The organism is Paraburkholderia sp. MM6662-R1, assembly GCF_050436245.1.
Taxonomy (GTDB): domain Bacteria; phylum Pseudomonadota; class Gammaproteobacteria; order Burkholderiales; family Burkholderiaceae; genus Paraburkholderia; species Paraburkholderia tuberum.
In genome coordinates, this window is record NZ_JBNDLV010000001.1 from 3,358,163 (window position 1) to 3,375,776 (window position 17,614).

The window sequence follows — 17,614 nt, forward strand, 5'->3', positions numbered from 1 at the left end:
AGGGTCTTACTGCGTGATACCCGGCACCGGCGGTAAGCCCTGGACCTGCATGCCCGGCTTGATGCCCTTCGCCGAGAACCAGCCCTTGGGCATTTCCAGCGCGAACACGCCGTTGTGCGTTGGGCAGTGGTTGTTGGTGGTCTCGGCCTGCATCTCGTCGATGTCGGTGATCGTGCCGTCGGCGCGCATGAATGCGATCGACAGCGGGATCAGCGTGTTCTTCATCCAGAAGCAGTGGCCCGCGTTCTCGTTGAACACGAACAGCATCCCTTCGTTCGGCGCGAGCTTCGTGCGATACATCAAGCCCTGTTCGCGGTCCGCGTCGTTGGCGGCGACGGCCGCGTCGATCACGAACATGCCAGCGGTCAGCTTGACGCGCGGAAACTCGCTCGGCTGCTTGGCGCCCGGCGGCATCTGCTGCGCCTGGGCGGGAGCCGTGGTGACGACGAACGACAGCGCCGCGAGCGGCAGTGCTACGGCAATGGCGAAACGCGCCATCGACGAGCGCATGGAAAATCGCACGGCAAGACTCCTTGCTGAAATTGACTCGCGCATGTTACGCGAGCGCGTCAAAAACAAAAAGGCAGATCGCCTTGCGGTGATCTGCCTTACAACGCCGTAAGAACGGCAATGAAGCTGGTTCTTTACTGCGTTTTTACAAGCAACTTACTCCGAAGCTGCCGAAGCTGCAGCTGCTGCCTTCTTGTGCGACTTCTTGTGAGCGTGCTTGGTGGTCTTCTTTGCCGACGAAGCTGCTGCCGGAGCTGCCGGAGCTGCTTCCGGTGCCGATGCTTGTGCGAATGCTGCCGTTGCGAAGAGGCCAGCGACCAGAGCGGCGATCAGTTTGTTCATTTTGTGAATCCTCAGCTTGAGTTAATTAACCAAATGACCCGGCATATGTAGAGTCATGTCGGTAAACGTGCCATCCACCTTTCGGTTGACAGCCGCATCGAACAAATTTTTCGACGCGTCTGCTAGCGTTCGGACCTTCGTACTCGCCGCGAAAACGGCGTATGCAAATGTCTTTAAGGCTGAATGCCGGATAGCTTCGGCGGCATCTGCGTCGGATAACGCGTGGAGTTGTACGGCGGTTGACGCGAATTGCGCGGAAATTTTGATCGTGATGACACGCGCTCAAACCGCGTGGCGCAGGCTCGCGGCGAGCCCACTTGTTTCACGCATTTCGGCCCTGCGTTTCACGCATTATTTTGCGTGCTGCTACAACGAGTTAGCTTGATTGTCACAGCCGTGAAACGGGTTTGGAGTGAGCACGTGCAGGCTGATTCGCGCGTGCGTGAGTTCGGCACGCGGTGTTGCGGCGATGAACGAACAATCGTCAAATCATGTTCAGGCGACGCCATCCCATGGCGCGTTCGCTCGCAACTCGGTGCTCTGTCCGGGTTGCAGTCCGAGTGAAAAAATGTCAAGCGCACCGATGCCGACGCGCACGAGACGCAGCGTCGGAAAACCCACCGCCGCCGTCATGCGACGCACCTGACGGTTCTTGCCTTCGGTGATCGACAGCTCGATCCATGTGGTCGGGATCGCGGCGCGATAGCGGATCGGCGGCGTGCGCGCCCACAGCGAGCTGGACGGTTCAACATAGGTCGCCTGACATGGGCGTGTCACGTAGTCGTCGAGATCGACGCCGCGCGCGAGCTTTTTCAACGCGGCGTCGTCGAGCGCGCCTTCGACTTGCGCCCAATAGCGTTTGACGAGCTTGTGACGCGGCTCGGCGATGCGCGCCTGCAGCGCGCCGTCGTCGGTGAGCAGCAGCAGGCCTTCGCTATCGGAGTCGAGCCGGCCGGCCGGATAGACGCCGGGTAGCCTGACCCAGTCGGCAAGCGACGTCCGCGTCTCGTGTGGCGAAAATTGACAGATGGTGCCGAACGGCTTGTTGAGGGCGAGAAGGCGCATAGGAGAGCGATACGGCAGAGCGATACGGCGCGATGATAATGCATAAACCGGGACGCAGATTCTTCTATCTTATAGAGGAGCGTGGCGCGTTCGAGAGGCCGTCTATGTTGGAAAACCCGGAGCGAGGGGCGGCCGCGTCGCGCGTGGGACGTGGGCTAGAATAGCGGCCAGGCCGCTCGCGGCGGTTCGGCATTGCGCGGCGAGGGCGTCTCTTTCGCAGTCTCCCATCAGCTTTTGCACAGCTTTCACTGGAGTCCGATCATGCCGTATCAGCACATCAAGATTCCGACAGGTGGCGATAAGATCACCGTCAACGCCGACTTCTCGCTCAACGTTTCCGACGAGCCGATCATCCCGTACATCGAAGGCGACGGCACTGGTCTGGACATCACGCCGGTCATGCTCAAGGTCGTGGATGCGGCGGTCGAAAAGGCGTACGGCGGCAAGAAGAAAATCCACTGGATGGAAATCTACGCGGGCGAGAAGGCGACCCGGGTGTACGGCCCGGATGTATGGCTGCCGGACGAAACACTGCAGGCGGTCAAGGAATACATCGTGTCGATCAAGGGGCCGCTCACCACGCCAGTCGGGGGCGGCATCCGCTCGCTGAACGTCGCGTTGCGCCAGGAACTGGACCTCTATGTGTGCCTGCGCCCGGTGCGATATTTGAAGGGCGTGCCGTCGCCGGTGCGCGAGCCCGAGAAGACCAACATGGTGATCTTCCGCGAGAACTCGGAAGACATCTACGCGGGCATCGAATGGCCAGCTGAATCCGAACAGGCGAAGAAGATCATCAAGTTCTTGCGCGAAGAAATGGGCGTGAAGAAGATCCGCTTTCCGGATTCGTCGGGTATCGGCATCAAGCCGGTGTCGCGCGAAGGTACCGAGCGTCTGGTGCGCAAGGCGATCCAGTACGCGATCGACAATGAACGCCGCTCGGTCACACTGGTGCACAAGGGCAACATCATGAAGTACACCGAAGGCGCGTTTCGCGACTACGGCTACGCGCTCGCGCAGAAGGAGTTCAACGCGGAGCTGATCGACGGCGGTCCCTGGATGAAAGTCAGGAATCCGAAGACCGGCGGCGACGTCGTCGTGAAGGACGTGATTGCCGACGCGTTCCTGCAGCAGATCCTGCTGCGCCCGGCCGAATACGACGTGATCGCCACGCTGAACCTGAACGGCGACTACATCTCGGACGCGCTCGCCGCGCAGGTCGGCGGCATCGGAATCGCGCCGGGCGCGAACCTGTCGGATTCGGTTGCGATGTTCGAAGCGACGCACGGCACGGCGCCGAAATACGCGGGCAAGGATTACGTGAATCCCGGCTCGGAAATCCTGTCAGCGGAAATGATGCTGCGCCACCTGGGCTGGTTCGAGGCGGCGGATCTGATAATCAGCTCGATGGAAAAATCGATCCTGCAAAAGCGCGTTACTTACGATTTTGCCCGCCTGATGGAAGGCGCGACCCAGGTGTCGTGCTCGGCATTTGGGCAAGTGATGATCGAAAATATGTAATTGACGCGCCGGGATTATCCGTTTCGCATAAAACCTCCGGCGCCAGCAAACGGCCGGGGTATTTTTATACCCGGAATTTTCGGGCGGCTTTCCGGCCGGAAAATCCGTTGCAATAGAAAGCTGCCGCAAAAAAGAAACCCGGCGCGGAGCCGGGTTTCAAAAAGGACGGGTATCGAAACGTTTCAGGCTGGCGCCTGAATGTTCGATGCCTGCTTGCCTTTCGGGCCTTGCACGACTTCGAAGGTGACCTTCTGGCCTTCCTTCAGCGTCTTGAAGCCATTCATCTGGATGGCCGAGAAGTGTGCAAACAGATCCTCGCCGCCCTCGTCAGGCGTGATGAATCCGAAACCCTTTGCGTCGTTAAACCATTTGACCGTACCAGTTGCCATTCCAACTTCCCCTGTAACTCATGTCACTACCACGAGCCCTCGAAAAGCCACGACCACGCGAGGCAGTCGTTCCCTCCTCACAAGCTCACCATCGGCATTTTTTCGAGATTATGGCTTGGTGAAAAAAGTGCCAGCTTGATTGTTGGGGCTCTTTATTCGAGTGTCAAGAAAATTTTGAGACGTCGTTGTCGCGTTGCAAACAGGCCGCTTTCCAGGGTTTTTACCGCTTCCGTATGTGCGGTGGCGCAAGCGGCGTGGCTTGAAAAGTCGCATAATCCACTCACATGCTGACTGTGCCCGCGGCGCCGACGCCCAGCGCGGCGAGCGCTCGCAGCCAGTACCGGCAGGTTGTGCGATACTCGATCCGACCGCGGTGCAGCACGCGCCGCGCATGACAGGATCGGGGCCGGCACCGCAATCGGCCCGTCGAAAACGCGCAGGCCAGGCCGAACATGACAGCGTCGTGACCGCCGGGTGGCAGCGAACGGGCTCATCGGCCGGGCGGCCGGGTTCTGACAGGATTGCGGGCCTGTCCTAGTTGTTTAGAATGGGTGTATGGCGATTATCCCGGACAAGCAGGACGGCACCGTACTGGAGCGGCAGGAGCAGAAACTCAAGCCGCCATCCATGTACAAGGTGGTGCTGCTGAATGACGACTTCACGCCGATGGAATTTGTCGTGATGATCGTGCAGGAATATTTCAATAAGGATCGTGAAACCGCAACGCAGGTTATGTTGAAGGTGCATCGCGAGGGCAGGGGAGTTTGTGGGGTCTATACGCGGGACATCGCGTCGACCAAAGTCGAGCAAGTCGTTACCCACGCACGGCAGGCCGGGCATCCGCTGCAGTGTGTGATGGAGGAAGCATGATTGCCCAGGAACTGGAAGTCAGCCTGCATATGGCGTTCATGGAAGCGCGCCAGGCAAGGCACGAGTTCATAACGGTCGAGCATCTTTTGCTCGCGCTGTTGGATAACCCGACGGCGGCAGAGGTACTGCGCGCATGCGCGGCCAATATCGAGGATCTGCGCCAGAACCTGCGCAACTTCATTCATGACAACACGCCGACCGTGCCGGGCACGGACGACGTCGACACGCAGCCCACGCTCGGTTTCCAGCGTGTGATCCAGCGCGCGATCATGCATGTGCAGTCCACCTCGAACGGCAAGAAGGAAGTGACCGGCGCGAACGTGCTGGTCGCGATCTTCGGCGAGAAGGACTCGCATGCGGTGTACTACCTGCAGCAGCAGGGCGTCACGCGTCTGGACGTAGTCAATTTCATCTCGCACGGCATCGCCAAGACGAGCAGTTCGGACGCCGCGAAGGCGAGCGATGCGAATGCCGAGTCCGACGAAGCAGCCGCGCAGAAGGAAACGCCGCTCGCCCAGTTCACGCAGAACCTGAACCAGATGGCGAAGGACGGCCGCATCGATCCACTGATCGGACGTGAGTCGGAAGTCGAGCGTGTGGTGCAGGTGCTGTGTCGCCGCCGCAAGAACAATCCGCTGCTGGTCGGCGAGGCCGGTGTCGGCAAGACCGCGATCGCCGAAGGGCTCGCATGGCGCATCACGCGCGGCGAAGTGCCGGACATCCTGGCCGATGCCCAGGTGTATTCGCTCGACATGGGCGCGCTGCTCGCGGGCACCAAGTATCGCGGCGACTTCGAGCAGCGTCTGAAGACGGTGCTGAAGGAACTGAAGGAGCGTCCGCACGCCATTCTCTTCATCGACGAAATCCATACGCTGATCGGCGCGGGCGCCGCGTCGGGCGGCACGCTGGACGCGTCGAACCTGCTGAAACCGGCGCTCTCGTCGGGCACGCTGAAGTGCATCGGGGCAACCACCTTCACCGAATATCGCGGCATCTTCGAAAAGGACGCGGCGCTGTCGCGTCGTTTCCAGAAGATCGACGTGACCGAGCCGACCGTCGAGCAGACGGTCGCGATCCTGCGCGGGCTGAAATCGCGCTTCGAAGAGCACCACGGCGTCAAGTATTCGTCGGGTGCGCTGTCGGCGGCGGCTGAGCTGTCGGCGCGCTTCATCACCGATCGTCATTTGCCGGACAAGGCGATCGACGTGATCGACGAAGCGGGCGCGGCGCAGCGCATTCTGCCGAAGTCGAAGCAGAAGAAGACGATCGGCAAGAACGAGATCGAGGAAATCATCTCGAAGATCGCGCGCGTGCCGGCGCAAAGCGTGTCGCAGGACGATCGCAGCAAGCTGCAGACGCTCGACCGCGATCTGAAGAGCGTCGTGTTCGGTCAAGATCCGGCTATCGATGCGCTGTCGGCCGCGATCAAGATGGCGCGCGCGGGCCTCGGCAAGCTCGACAAGCCGATCGGCGCATTCCTGTTCTCGGGTCCGACCGGCGTCGGCAAGACCGAGGTCGCGAAGCAGCTCGCGTTCACGCTCGGCATCGAGCTGATCCGCTTCGACATGTCGGAGTACATGGAGCGTCACGCGGTGAGCCGGCTGATCGGCGCGCCGCCGGGCTACGTCGGTTTCGACCAGGGTGGCCTGCTGACCGAGGCGATCACGAAGAAGCCGCACTGCGTGCTGCTGCTCGACGAAATCGAAAAGGCGCATCCGGACATCTTCAACGTGCTGCTGCAGGTGATGGACCACGGCACGCTGACGGACAACAACGGGCGGAAGGCGGACTTCCGCAACGTCATCATCATCATGACGACGAACGCGGGCGCCGAGGCGATGGGCAAGTCGGTGATCGGCTTCACGAACCGCCGCGAGGCGGGCGACGAGATGGTCGACATCAAGCGCATGTTCACGCCGGAGTTCCGCAACCGTCTGGACGCGACGATCAGCTTCCGTTCGCTCGATGAGGAAATCATCATGCGCGTGGTCGACAAATTCCTGATGCAGCTGGAAGATCAGCTGCATGAGAAGAAGGTCGATGCGCTGTTCACCGATGCGCTGCGCAAGCATCTGGCGAAGCACGGTTTCGATCCGCTGATGGGCGCGCGGCCAATGCAGCGCCTGATCCAGGACACGATCCGTCGCGCACTCGCCGACGAGCTGCTGTTCGGCAAGCTGATGAACGGCGGCCGCGTGACGGTCGACGTCGATGCCGACGACAAGGTGCAGTTGACCTTCGACGAGCATCCGGCGCCGCGCAATCCGAATCCGGAGGCGGTGGAAGTCGAGTGATGTCAGTCAGGCCGACGTGGCGTTGAGCTGGCCGGACACCAAAGGCAGAACGGCGCGGGTTTTATCCCGCGCCGTTTTTTTATGCTCTGGTTTTTTCTCACGGCGCTCGCCGAAGGCGCCAGCCGCCGCGTCGCAGCAATCGATCAATGCTTGCCGGTGCTACCAAACCCGCCCGCGCCGCGCACGCTTTCCTCGAAGTCATCGACGATATTGAACCCGGCCTGCACGACGGGCACGATCACCAGTTGAGCGAGGCGTTCCATCGGATTCAGCACGAATGTCGTCTCGCCGCGATTCCACGTCGAGATCATCAGTTGGCCCTGGTAATCGGAATCGATCAGGCCGACCAGATTGCCGAGCACGATCCCATGCTTATGGCCGAGACCCGAGCGCGGCAGAATCAACGCCGCATAACCGGGGTCGCCGACGTGGATCGCGAGTCCGGTCGGCACCAGCGCGGTTTCGCCGGGTTTCAGCGTCAGCGGTTCGTTGAGGCAGGCGCGCAGATCGAGGCCGGCGCTACCGGTCGTCGCGTAAGCGGGGAGCTGTTCGCGCATGCGCTGATCGAGAATCTTCAGGTCGAGTTTCATTCAGGTTCGATAGTTGGGGGTGAGATTGGTGAAGGGGCACGCGGCTGACTGGCAACGCCTTTGCGATCAAGCCGCCTGGTTCGAGCCGAGCTGAAACGCGTCGGCGAGCAGTTCGTAGGAGCGCAAGCGCGCACGATAGCTGCCGGCGACGGTCAGCACCATCAGCTCGTCGGCCTGGAACTGCTGCTGTAAATCCGTGAGCCGTTCGGTCACGCGCTCAGGCGTGCCGATGATGCTGCGCGGCTTTTCGCGGTCGATCACGAGCTGTTCGCGCTCGCCATATTCCTGCGCGATGCCTTGCTCGATCGAGGGTATCGGTTCGTTCAGACCATACGCCATCTGCACGCGACGTAGATCAACGGCTTTTTCGAGGTCCGCGGCTTCCTGCTCGGTATCCGCGCAGATCACGAAGACCGCGGCCGCCAGATACGGCCGCGACGCGTCTTTGCCAGGCTGGAAGCGCTCGCGATACGCCAGCGCGACCTGTTTGCCGAAATGCGCGTTGATGAAATGCGCGAACGAAAAGCGGATGCCGAGCTGCGCCGCGAGCAAACCGCCGAAGTCGCTCGAGCCTAGCATCCACAGCTGCGGGCGCGTATCGATCTGCGGCTGCAGCAGCACGCCCTGCGCGAGATGATCGTCGGGCAGCGCGCCGTGCATGAGGCCGAGCAACTCGGCGACCTGCTGCGGAAAATGCTCGCCGCGATTGTAAGCGCCGGCGGCGACTGCCTGCGCGGTGCGCATGTCGCCGCCCGGCGCGCGTCCGACGCCGAGATCGACGCGATTCGGAAACAGCGCCTCGAGCATCATGAACTGCTCGGCGACCTTGAACGGGCTGTAGTACGGCAGCATGATGCCGCCCGAGCCGATGCGAATGCGTTTGGTCACGCTGCCGAGGCGCGCCAGCATCACTTCAGGGCAGGGATTCGACACGCCGCGCAGGCCGTGGTGCTCGGCGCACCAGTAGCGCGTGTAGCCGAGGTCGTCGGCGAGTTGCGCGAGTTCGACGGTCGCGGCGATCGCGTCCGCCACCGAATGGCCGGCGATCACCGGTGTTTGATCGAGCACGGAGAGTAGCGTCATGGCAGTAGTGCTCCAGGTGATTCCGGTCGGCTAACCGGGCAAAGATGGCAGGGCCACACGGGCCCACTGCTGCTCGCTCGTTCAGCCAACCGGACTGATGCCGGGCGGCAGACGCTTCGCGATTTCCGCGATCAGCGCGCGCGCCAGCGTCTGCTTGTCGGCGCGTGGCAGCTTCGTCGCGCGGCCTGCTTCGAACAGAATCACTTCGTTGTCGTCGAGCCCGAACGTTTGCGGCCCCAGATTGCCGATCAGCAGCGGCACGTTCTTGCGCGCGCGCTTTTCCTCGCCGTGGACTTCGAGGTTGTCGCTTTCGGCGGCGAAGCCGACCGCGAACGGCGGCTTCGGCAGCCCGGCGACCGCGGCGAGGATGTCTGGATTCTCGACGAATGAAAAGCTCGGCAGCGCGTGCTCGGCGGTCTTCTTGATCTTCTGATCGCTGACGTGGTCGACGCGCCAGTCGGCCACCGCCGCGACGCCGATGAAAATGTCCGCCTCCGCGACCGCGCGCATCACCGCGTCGTGCATCTGCTGCGCGGTCTGCACGTCCTCGCGCAAGACGCCCCACGGCGTTTCCAGCGCGACCGGACCGGCCACCAGATGCACGTCGGCGCCGGCCTGCTGCGCGGCGCGCGCGAGCGCGAAGCCCATCTTGCCGCTCGAACGATTGGTGATGCCGCGCACCGGGTCGAGCGGTTCGAAGGTCGGCCCGGCGGTCAGCAGCACGCGCCGGCCGGACAGGATTTTCGGCGCGAAGAACGACGCGACCGCCTCGTAGGTCGCGGCCGCTTCGAGCATGCGCCCATCGCCGATTTCGCCGCAGGCCTGCGGGCCCGAATCGGGGCCGAGCACCTCGACGCCGTCCGCGCGCAGTTGCGCGACGTTGCGTTGCGTGGCCGGGTTCTGCCACATCTGCCGGTTCATCGCCGGCACGACGAGCAGCGGGCAGTCGCGTGCGATGCACAGCGTCGACAGCAGATCGTCGGCCATGCCGTGCGCGAGCTTGGCGAGGAAGTCGGTCGACGCCGGCGCGATCACGATCGCATCGGCTTCGCGCGATAGATCGATGTGCGCCATGTTGTTCGGCACGCGACCGTCCCACTGGCTCGTGAAGACCGGCCGCCCCGACAGCGCCTGCATCGTGACGGGGGTGATGAACTGGGTGGCCGCTTCGGTCATGACGACCTGCACGGTCGCGCCTGCCTTGGTCAGCAGACGCGTGAGTTCGGCGATCTTGTAGCAGGCGATGCCGCCCGTCATGCCGAGGACGAGGTGTTTGCCTGCGAGTTCTGCGGTTGCCAACGAAAGCCTCCGACAAAGCGTGATCGCGCGGCGGCGCGAGGGCGTTGCCCGTCGTCGCCGCGCGCTTCGAACCGGACCTGAGGCACGGCTCGCGCAGCCGCGACCGTGCATCACGTCGGCGACGTTAGCGTGTGCCGCGTACCCGTCGCAGCTCGTCGATCAGGAGCAGGATCGCGCCGATCGTGATCGCGCTGTCGGCGAGATTGAACGCCGGCCAGTGCCAGCCGCCCACGTGGAAATCGAGGAAGTCGATCACGTGGCCGTACGCGAGCCGGTCGATCACATTGCCGAGCGCGCCGCCGAGAATCAGCGCGAGCGCCGTGCAGAACATTTTCTGCCCGCTATGCCGCTTGAGCAGATAGCAGATCACGAGCGCCGCGACCACGCCGAGCGCGGTGAACGCCCAGCGCTGCCAGCCGCCCGCCATCGCGAGGAAGCTGAACGCGGCGCCGCGGTTGAACACGAGAATCAGGTTGAAGAACGGCGTGACCTCGTGCGGCACACCGTAGGCGAACACCTTGCGCACGGCGATTTTCGTCAGCTGGTCGAACAGGATGACGATCAGCGCGATGCCGAGCCAGGGTGCGAGCGAACTGCTTCCGGTGCGCGTTTTCGACATGGTTCTCGCCATTATGCCGCGCTCCTCGATTCGCCACTGCCGAACAGGTTGCTGAAGCAGCGGCCGCACAGCGACGGATGCTCGGCGTTCGCGCCGACGTCCGCGCGATAGTGCCAGCAGCGCTCGCACTTCAGGTACTTCGACGCGATCACTTCGACGCCTTCATCGGCTTCGCTGTCGACCTTGACGACGTTCGCCGCCGACGTGATCAGCACGAACTTCAGGTCGTCGCCGAGGCTCGCGAGTGCGTCGTAACGCGCGCCGCTCGCGCGGATTTCGACTTCCGCCTGCAGCGACGAGCCGATCAGGTCCGCGACCCGCGCCTCTTCGAGCGCCTTGGTCACGTCGCCGCGCACCGCGCGCAGCAACGTCCACTTGTCGAGCAGCGCGCCCGCGTCCGGCACGGCCGGGTACGCGTGGTACGTCTCGGTGAAGATCGTTTCGCTATTGGGCTGGAACACCTTCCACGCTTCTTCCGCGGTGAACGACAGGAACGGGGCCATCACGCGCAGCAGCCCGTGCGCGATGTGGTAGAGCGCGGTCTGCGCCGAGCGGCGGGCGACCGAATCCGCCGCGCTCGTGTAGAGGCGGTCCTTCAGCACGTCGAGGTAGAAGCCGCCCAGGTCTTCCGAGCAGAACGTCTGCAACTTGGCGACGACCGGGTGGAACTCGTACTTCTCGTAGTGCGCGAGGATGTCGTTCTGCAGATTCGCCGACAGCGTCACCGCGTAACGGTCGATTTCGAGCCAGTCTTCGACCGGACGCGCGTGCTGCGCGAAGTCGAAGTCCGACAGGTTCGCGAGCAGGAAGCGCAGCGTATTGCGGATGCGGCGATAGCCTTCCGTCACGCGCTTCAGGATTTCCTCGGAGATCGCGAGCTCGCCCGAGTAGTCGGTCGACGCGATCCACAGGCGGATGATTTCCGCGCCGAGGCGGTTTGCGACTTCATGCGGATCGATGCCGTTGCCGAGCGACTTGCTCATCTTGCGGCCTTCGCCGTCGACGGTGAAGCCGTGCGTGAGCAGCGCGTTGTAGGGCGGGCGGCCGTCGAGCATCGACGCGGTCAACAGCGACGAATGGAACCAGCCGCGATGCTGGTCCGAGCCTTCGAGGTACAGGTCGGCCGGAAACTGCAGCTCGTCCTTGTGCGAGCCGCGCAGCACGTGCCAGTGCGTGGTGCCTGAATCGAACCACACGTCGAGCGTGTCGCGGTTCTTTTCGTACAGGTTGGCGTCCTCGCCGATCAGCTCTCGCGGATCGACCGTCTGCCATGCCTCGATGCCTTCCTTCTCGATGCGCTGCGCGACCTGTTCGAGCAACTCCAGCGTGCGCGGATGCAGCTCGCCGGTTTCCTTGTGCACGAAGAACGCCATCGGCACGCCCCACTGGCGCTGCCGCGACAGCGTCCAGTCCGGGCGGTTCGCGATCATGCTGAAGAGGCGCTGCTTGCCCCACGACGGATAGAACGCCGTGTTCTCGATGCCTTCGAGTGCGGTCTCGCGCAGCGTCCTGTCGCCGTCGTTCGGCTTCACGTCCATGCCGGCGAACCACTGCGAAGTGGCGCGGTAGATGATCGGCGTCTTGTGGCGCCAGCAGTGCATGTAGCTGTGCGTGTACTTCTCGGTGCGCAGCAGCGAGCCGGCGCCTTGCAGCGCCTCGACGATCTGCGGATTGGCAGCCCAGATCGACAGGCCGCCGAACAGCGCGAGCGATTCGATGTAGCGGCCGTCGCCCATCACCGGGTTGATGATGTCCGAGTCGGCCATGCCGTGCGCCTTGCACGACACGAAGTCTTCCACGCCGTACGCCGGCGACGAGTGCACGATGCCGGTGCCGGTTTCGGTCGTCACGTAGTCGCCGAGGTAGACCGGCGCGGTGCGCTTGTAGCCCGGATGCGCGGACGCGAGCGGGTGGTTGAAGCGCAGGTTCACGAGCTTTTCGCCCGGCGTCGTCGCGACGACCGTGCCTTCGAGGCCGTACAGCTTCAGGCACGCCTCGACGCGTTTCTCAGCGAGGATCAGCAGGCCGCGCGGCGTGTCGACGAGCGCGTAGACGAGTTCCGGATGCAGGTTCAGCGCCTGGTTGGCGGGGATGGTCCACGGCGTAGTGGTCCAGATCACGATGCCGCCTTCGTTGCGCGGCAGCGCGGCGAGGCCGAACGCCTGCGCGGTCTTCTCTGGTTCGGCGAAGCTGAACAGCACGTCGATGGTCGGATCGGTCTTGTCCTTGTACTCGACTTCCGCTTCGGCGAGGGCCGAGCCGCAGTCGAAACACCAGTTGACCGGCTTCAGGCCGCGGAATACGTAGCCCTTTTCCATGATCTTCGCGAGCGCGCGGATTTCGCCGGCTTCATTCGCGAAGTTCATTGTCTTGTACGGATTGTCCCAGTCGCCGAGCACGCCCAGACGGCGGAAGCCCGCCTTCTGCTTCTCGATCTGCTCGGTCGCGTAGGCGCGCGCCTTCTGCATCACTTCGGCCGCCGGCAGCGACTTGCCGAACTGCTTTTCGATCTGGATTTCGATCGGCATGCCGTGACAGTCCCAGCCCGGCACGTAGACCGCGTCGAAGCCCGCCAGATTGCGCGCCTTGACGATCATGTCCTTCAGGATTTTGTTCACCGCGTGACCGAGGTGGATGTCGCCGTTCGCATACGGCGGGCCGTCGTGCAGGATGAACTTCGTGCGGCCCCTAGAGGCGGCGCGGATCTTGTCGTACACCTTGCGTTCCTGCCAGTCCTTGACCCATTGCGGCTCGCGCTTGGGCAGGTCGCCGCGCATCGGGAACGGTGTGTCGAGCAGGTTGACCGGGTAGCGGGACTGCGGTTTCGAATCAGCTTTTTTGTTGCTCATGATGTGGGTGGCGGTGAATTCGTTTCTATGCGTAGCGGCGCGCGGATTGCGCGCTGCGCGAGGAGCGTGGGACGCGCCCGGCAGGCGGCTCCGCGTGAAGCACGGACGCCCTTCGATGCGCGCGGCGACGGTTCGTGCGGCGCGGCGCACCGGCCCGAACCGCGGTGGTTATCTAATTCGGTCGGTGGCCGAGGTGGCGAAACCGGTGGAACGGCTGCCCGGCGTGCCGGCGCCGACCGCAGCGAACCATGCGCGGGCATTGGCGACGTCGCGCGCGATCGCGGCGGTCAGCGTTTCGAGATCGACGAACTTCTCCTCGTCGCGCAGCTTCTTCAGAAATTCGACGCGCACGAGTTTGCCATACGCGTCGCCGTGCCAATCGAGCAGGTGCACTTCGAGCAGCACACGGCCGGAATCGTCGACGGTGGGGCGCAGGCCGAGGCTCGCGACGCCGGGCAGCGGTTGCTCGGCGATGCCGTGCACCTGTACGACGAAGATGCCGGCCAGTGCCGGACGCTTGTGCGCGATCGGCAGATTGAGCGTCGGAAAGCCGAGATCGCGGCCGAGCTTCATGCCATGGGTGACGTGGCCGCTGATCAGATAGTCGCGGCCGAGCGCTGCGCGCGCCGAGTCGAGGTCGCCCGCGACCAGCGCCGCGCGCACGCCCGAGCTCGAGATGCGCGCGCCCGACGGATCGGCGACCGTCGCCATCTGTTCGACTTCGAAACCGTACTGCTTGCCGGCCGTGCGCAGCGACGCGAAATCGCCGGCGCGCTTCGCGCCGTAGCGGAAGTCGTCGCCGATCATGATCCAGCGCGCGTGCAAGCCGTTGACGATGATCCGCTCGACGAACGCATCTGGCGACTGGCTCGCGAACGTGTGATTGAAGTGCTCGACGACGACCCGGTCGACCCCGTTGGTGCGCAGCGCCTCGAGCTTGTCGCGCAGCATCGCGATGCGCGGCGGCGCGCCGGCCGGGTTGAAGAACTCGCGCGGGTGCGGCTCGAAGGTCATCACGCAGACGGGCAGGCCACGCGCGTTCGCGGCCGCGCGCACGTGGGCGAGCAGAGCCTGGTGGCCGCGGTGGACACCGTCGAAGTTGCCGATGGTCAGCGCGCACGGCGCGCGGCTCTCGGCATTGGGAAGGCCGCGGAAGACTCTCACGATAGCGGGTTGCAGGCGTTGCTGCGATTGCAATAGGGGCGCGGGCGGGGTGCCGCAAAACAATCGATTATAAACGCTTGGCGCAACAGACGGCTGCGCGGTCGCGGTCCGGCGATTGCCGAATGATAAAATCCGCGCATGAAAAAACTCGTCATCCTGATTTCCGGGCGGGGTAGCAACATGGAAGCCATCGTGCGCGCCTGCGCGAGCGAGGGCTGGCCGGCGCGGGTCGCCGCCGTGATTGCTAACCGTCCCGATGCCGCGGGGCTCGCGTTCGCGGCGTCGCATGGCATCGCCACGGTGGTGGTCGACCACCGCCAGTTTCCGGATCGCGACAGCTTCGACGCGGCACTCGCCGAGCAGATCGACGCCATCGCGCCGGACCTCGTCGTGCTCGCGGGCTTCATGCGCGTGCTGACCGAGCGCTTCGTCGACCACTACGCAGCGCGCATGCTGAACGTGCACCCGTCATTGCTGCCGAGCTTTCCTGGTCTGAAGACCCATCAGCAGGCGCTCGACGCCGGCGTGCGGTTCCACGGCGCGTCGGTGCATTTTGTCACATCAAAGCTGGATCACGGGCCGATCGTCTTGCAGTCGGCGGTGCCTGTCGAGGCGGGCGATACCGCACAGACGCTCGCCGCACGCGTGCTCGCCACCGAGCACATCATTTATCCACGCGCGGTGCGCTGGTTCGTCGAAGGGCGTCTCGCTCTGGACGGCTCGCGCGTCACGCTTACGCCGTCGGAGCCGCAATGGCTCTTTGCCGGTCACACCGCCGGAGAGGGCGCATGAGATTGCATGGTTTCCTGATTGGACAAACTGAAACGCTGCTGGCCGAAGTGCTGCGGCTGAACGGCCCCGCCGACGCCGCCACGAGCCGCTTCTTCCGCGCGCATCCGAAGCTCGGGCACGCCGAGCGCGGCGTGATCGCCGAGGCGGTGTTCGCCGTGCTGCGCCGCCGGATGGAGTTCGCGCATCTGGCCGAAAGCGGCACTGGCAGCCCCGCGCGCCGCATGGCGCTGCTGGGCCTGATGCAGACGGCCGGACGCTCGGCGCTCAAGCCGTTCGTCACCGAGGCCGAGGCGACCTGGCTCGAACACGTGGCGAAGATCGACCCGGAAAGCCTGCCACTGCGGATTCGCCTGAACCTGCCCGACTGGATCAGCCAGGCGCTCAGCTCGCGCTTCGAGGCCGCCGAGCTCGCGCAGCTGGCCGCCGCGCTGAACTACCCGGCGCCGCTCGATCTGCGCGCGAACCCGATCAAGGCGAGCCGCGACGACGTGCTGGGTGCGCTGTCGAAGGCTGGCATCGAGGCGGGCGCGACGCCGTTCGCGCCGCTCGGGGTGCGCGTGGTCGGCAAGCCGGCGCTCACCAAGCTCGACGCGTTCCAGCAGGGCTGGCTCGAAGTGCAGGACGAGGGCAGCCAGCTGCTGTGCTCGCTGGTCGCGCCTCGGCGCGGCGAGATGATCGTCGATTTCTGTGCGGGCGCGGGCGGCAAGACGCTGGCGCTCGGCGCGGCAATGCGCTCGACCGGCCGGCTCTACGCGTTCGATATCTCCGAGCGGCGTCTCGCGAAGCTGAAGCCGCGTCTCGCGCGCAGCGGCCTGTCGAACGTGAACCCGGTGCTGATCGACAGCGAACACGACGCGAAGATCAAGCGTCTGGCTGGCAAGATCGACCGCGTGCTCGTCGATGCACCGTGCAGCGGCCTCGGCACGCTGCGCCGCAACCCGGATCTGAAGTGGCGCCAGTCGCCGGAGTCGGTCGCCGAGCTGGCGCCGAAGCAGGCGTCGATTCTCACGAGCGCGGCGCGTCTCGTGAAGAAGGGCGGCCGGCTCGTCTATGCTACGTGCTCGATTCTCGAAGCCGAAAACGAGGCGGTCGTGCAGCAGTTCCTCGCCGATCACCCTGATTTCGCGCTGGTGCCGGCGCGCGACGTCCTTGCCGAGCAGCGTATCGAGCTGGAGATGGGCGACTACCTGTCGCTGTGGCCGCACCGCCACGCGACCGACGGCTTTTTCGCCGCCGTGCTCGAGCGCCAGAGCTAGGCAACCGGCTGCAGGCCGGCGCGCGGATTGGCGGATGAATCCGCGCGCGCCGGCCATTCCGGCGACATCCATGCATACGACTTTACCCACATGTTCAGCGACATCGCGCGCGACTTCGGTCAGCGCGTGATGCTGTGGCAGGTCGCGATCCTGCTTGCGGCGCTGCTCGTCGCGTGGCTGCTCGCGCGGACGCTGCGCCGCCGCATCAAGCGGCCGCAATCGACGCGCGACGAGAGCCTGAGATTCGGCATGGAAAGCCTCGACCGGGCGGCTTTTCCGCTGATCGGAGCGGCACCGGTGTGGCTCGCGCGGGCGATCGCCGGCCAGTTCATGGACACCACGCTGCTCGATCTGGCGCTGGTGCCGCTCGCCGGCATCGGGCTGATCTACATCGTGTTCTTCTTCGGCGGGTGTTCAACCGCGAAGGTGGCGAGCATCGGTGGCTGTTTCTCGTCGAGAAGATCGTGTCGGTAGTCGTATGGATCGGCATGGTACTCAGGCTGTTGGGCATTCAGAACGCCGTGATCGCGTGGATGGACAGCGTGAGCTTTGGCGTCGGTAATGCGCATATGACGCTGCTCGCCCAGGCCGCCGCCGACGTGCCGCGGGTGCTACGCGAACCGGCGCCGGCGCCATTTCTGGTCGGCTTTGGCCGGGACGGCATCAATCTCGAGTTGGGTTTCCGGATCGAAGACGCGGCGAGCGGCACGCGTGGCGTGCTCTCGACCGTCAACTGCAATATCTGGCGTCTCTTTTCCGAGCACGGCATCACTATTGCGCTCCCGCAACGCGAGGTGCGCATCGTCGGTCAGGCAAGCGGCGCAATGCCGCACCCGGTGGCGATGACCGATCCGGTTTCCGACACCACCCCGATCCGGCGCTCAGGCCCGCCGACCGTGCCGCCAACGACGGCCGTTAAGCCCCGTTTCGCGCCGCGCCAAGGCATGTGCCAGTGCCCAGGCAATCGCTATCGA

15 protein-coding genes and 1 pseudogene are annotated in these 17,614 nt (G+C 64.2%); 6 read left to right on the forward strand and 10 right to left on the reverse strand.

From position 1 onward, the window contains the following. Positions 1–6: 6 nt before the first annotated feature. The 3 genes from OKW39_RS15880 to OKW39_RS15890 form a co-directional block, all read right to left on the reverse strand. The gene (locus OKW39_RS15880) at positions 7–522 is read right to left on the reverse strand and encodes a DUF192 domain-containing protein (protein WP_176078905.1); all 516 of its coding nucleotides are present in this window, start codon (positions 520–522) and stop codon (positions 7–9) included. 144 nt (positions 523–666) lie between these two features. Then, entirely contained in the window at positions 667–852 is a 186-nt protein-coding gene (locus tag OKW39_RS15885) for a hypothetical protein (RefSeq protein ID WP_090801582.1), read from the reverse strand. Positions 853–1,347: 495 nt separating this feature from the next. Further along, entirely contained in the window at positions 1,348–1,917 is a 570-nt protein-coding gene (locus tag OKW39_RS15890; protein WP_090801580.1) for a pseudouridine synthase, read from the reverse strand. Positions 1,918–2,178: 261 nt separating this feature from the next. On the opposite strand from OKW39_RS15890, the gene icd reads away from it, so the two are divergent. After that, the gene (gene icd, locus OKW39_RS15895) at positions 2,179–3,435 is read left to right on the forward strand and encodes an NADP-dependent isocitrate dehydrogenase (RefSeq protein ID WP_090801579.1); all 1,257 of its coding nucleotides are present in this window, start codon (positions 2,179–2,181) and stop codon (positions 3,433–3,435) included. A gap of 182 nt (positions 3,436–3,617) precedes the next feature. On the opposite strand, the gene OKW39_RS15900 is transcribed toward icd, so the two are convergent. After that, entirely contained in the window at positions 3,618–3,824 is a 207-nt protein-coding gene (locus OKW39_RS15900) for a cold-shock protein (protein ID WP_007180614.1), read from the reverse strand. Between the two features lie 555 nt (positions 3,825–4,379). Between OKW39_RS15900 and clpS the strand changes: the two genes are divergently transcribed. Further along, positions 4,380–4,694, forward strand: coding sequence for an ATP-dependent Clp protease adapter ClpS (gene clpS / locus OKW39_RS15905; RefSeq protein ID WP_008919570.1), 315 nt, complete (start codon positions 4,380–4,382; stop codon positions 4,692–4,694). Continuing rightward, entirely contained in the window at positions 4,691–6,988 is a 2,298-nt protein-coding gene (gene clpA / locus OKW39_RS15910; RefSeq protein WP_090801577.1) for an ATP-dependent Clp protease ATP-binding subunit ClpA, read from the forward strand. The genes clpS and clpA overlap by 4 nt, the downstream gene beginning before the upstream one ends. A 143-nt stretch (positions 6,989–7,131) precedes the next feature. Here the strand turns inward: clpA and dut are convergent, their stop codons facing one another. The 6 genes from dut to OKW39_RS15940 all read right to left on the reverse strand — a co-directional run bounded on the left by dut (position 7,132) and on the right by OKW39_RS15940 (position 14,592). Further along, positions 7,132–7,578 carry a dUTP diphosphatase gene (dut, locus tag OKW39_RS15915; protein ID WP_429335217.1) on the reverse strand — a complete coding sequence of 149 codons (447 nt, stop codon included), beginning with the start codon at positions 7,576–7,578 and terminating at the stop codon, positions 7,132–7,134. A gap of 66 nt (positions 7,579–7,644) precedes the next feature. Then, a complete protein-coding gene (locus tag OKW39_RS15920) occupies positions 7,645–8,661 on the reverse strand; it encodes an LLM class flavin-dependent oxidoreductase (protein WP_090801576.1) in 1,017 nt (338 codons plus the stop codon). An 81-nt stretch (positions 8,662–8,742) separates the two neighbouring features. Further along, entirely contained in the window at positions 8,743–9,960 is a 1,218-nt protein-coding gene (gene coaBC, locus OKW39_RS15925; protein ID WP_429335215.1) for a bifunctional phosphopantothenoylcysteine decarboxylase/phosphopantothenate--cysteine ligase CoaBC, read from the reverse strand. A 124-nt stretch (positions 9,961–10,084) separates the two neighbouring features. Continuing rightward, positions 10,085–10,591 (reverse strand): signal peptidase II, encoded by a 507-nt coding sequence (gene lspA / locus OKW39_RS15930; protein ID WP_429335214.1) that lies wholly within the window; start codon positions 10,589–10,591, stop codon positions 10,085–10,087. Beyond that, entirely contained in the window at positions 10,591–13,428 is a 2,838-nt protein-coding gene (ileS, locus tag OKW39_RS15935) for an isoleucine--tRNA ligase (RefSeq protein ID WP_429562997.1), read from the reverse strand. Before ileS ends, lspA begins: the two co-directional genes overlap by 1 nt. Positions 13,429–13,596: 168 nt before the next feature. Beyond that, positions 13,597–14,592: a bifunctional riboflavin kinase/FAD synthetase gene (locus OKW39_RS15940; RefSeq protein ID WP_184051586.1), complete on the reverse strand. Its 996-nt coding sequence runs from the start codon at positions 14,590–14,592 to the stop codon at positions 13,597–13,599. Positions 14,593–14,730: 138 nt separating this feature from the next. Here OKW39_RS15940 and purN point away from each other — a divergent pair, with 138 nt between their 5' ends. The 3 genes and pseudogenes from purN to OKW39_RS15955 form a co-directional block, all read left to right on the forward strand. Continuing rightward, a complete protein-coding gene (gene purN, locus OKW39_RS15945) occupies positions 14,731–15,384 on the forward strand; it encodes a phosphoribosylglycinamide formyltransferase (protein ID WP_429562998.1) in 654 nt (217 codons plus the stop codon). Continuing rightward, the gene (locus tag OKW39_RS15950) at positions 15,381–16,640 is read left to right on the forward strand and encodes an RsmB/NOP family class I SAM-dependent RNA methyltransferase (RefSeq protein WP_090801569.1); all 1,260 of its coding nucleotides are present in this window, start codon (positions 15,381–15,383) and stop codon (positions 16,638–16,640) included. The genes purN and OKW39_RS15950 overlap by 4 nt, the downstream gene beginning before the upstream one ends. Positions 16,641–16,730: 90 nt before the next feature. After that, positions 16,731–17,470 (forward strand): annotated as a pseudogene (locus OKW39_RS15955) (hypothetical protein); the annotation flags it as partial. Positions 17,471–17,614: the final 144 nt, after the last annotated feature.

Coding starts and splice junctions, on each gene's coding strand:
- OKW39_RS15885 (WP_090801582.1), bottom strand. CDS start 852: ATGAACAAACTGATCGCCGCTCTGGTCGCTGGCCTCTTCGCAACGGCA.
- OKW39_RS15890 (WP_090801580.1), bottom strand. CDS start 1,917: ATGCGCCTTCTCGCCCTCAACAAGCCGTTCGGCACCATCTGTCAATTT.
- icd (WP_090801579.1), top strand. CDS start 2,179: ATGCCGTATCAGCACATCAAGATTCCGACAGGTGGCGATAAGATCACC.
- OKW39_RS15900 (WP_007180614.1), bottom strand. CDS start 3,824: ATGGCAACTGGTACGGTCAAATGGTTTAACGACGCAAAGGGTTTCGGA.
- clpS (WP_008919570.1), top strand. CDS start 4,380: ATGGCGATTATCCCGGACAAGCAGGACGGCACCGTACTGGAGCGGCAG.
- clpA (WP_090801577.1), top strand. CDS start 4,691: ATGATTGCCCAGGAACTGGAAGTCAGCCTGCATATGGCGTTCATGGAA.
- dut (WP_429335217.1), bottom strand. CDS start 7,578: ATGAAACTCGACCTGAAGATTCTCGATCAGCGCATGCGCGAACAGCTC.
- OKW39_RS15920 (WP_090801576.1), bottom strand. CDS start 8,661: ATGACGCTACTCTCCGTGCTCGATCAAACACCGGTGATCGCCGGCCAT.
- lspA (WP_429335214.1), bottom strand. CDS start 10,591: ATGGCGAGAACCATGTCGAAAACGCGCACCGGAAGCAGTTCGCTCGCA.
- ileS (WP_429562997.1), bottom strand. CDS start 13,428: ATGAGCAACAAAAAAGCTGATTCGAAACCGCAGTCCCGCTACCCGGTC.
- purN (WP_429562998.1), top strand. CDS start 14,731: ATGAAAAAACTCGTCATCCTGATTTCCGGGCGGGGTAGCAACATGGAA.
- OKW39_RS15950 (WP_090801569.1), top strand. CDS start 15,381: ATGAGATTGCATGGTTTCCTGATTGGACAAACTGAAACGCTGCTGGCC.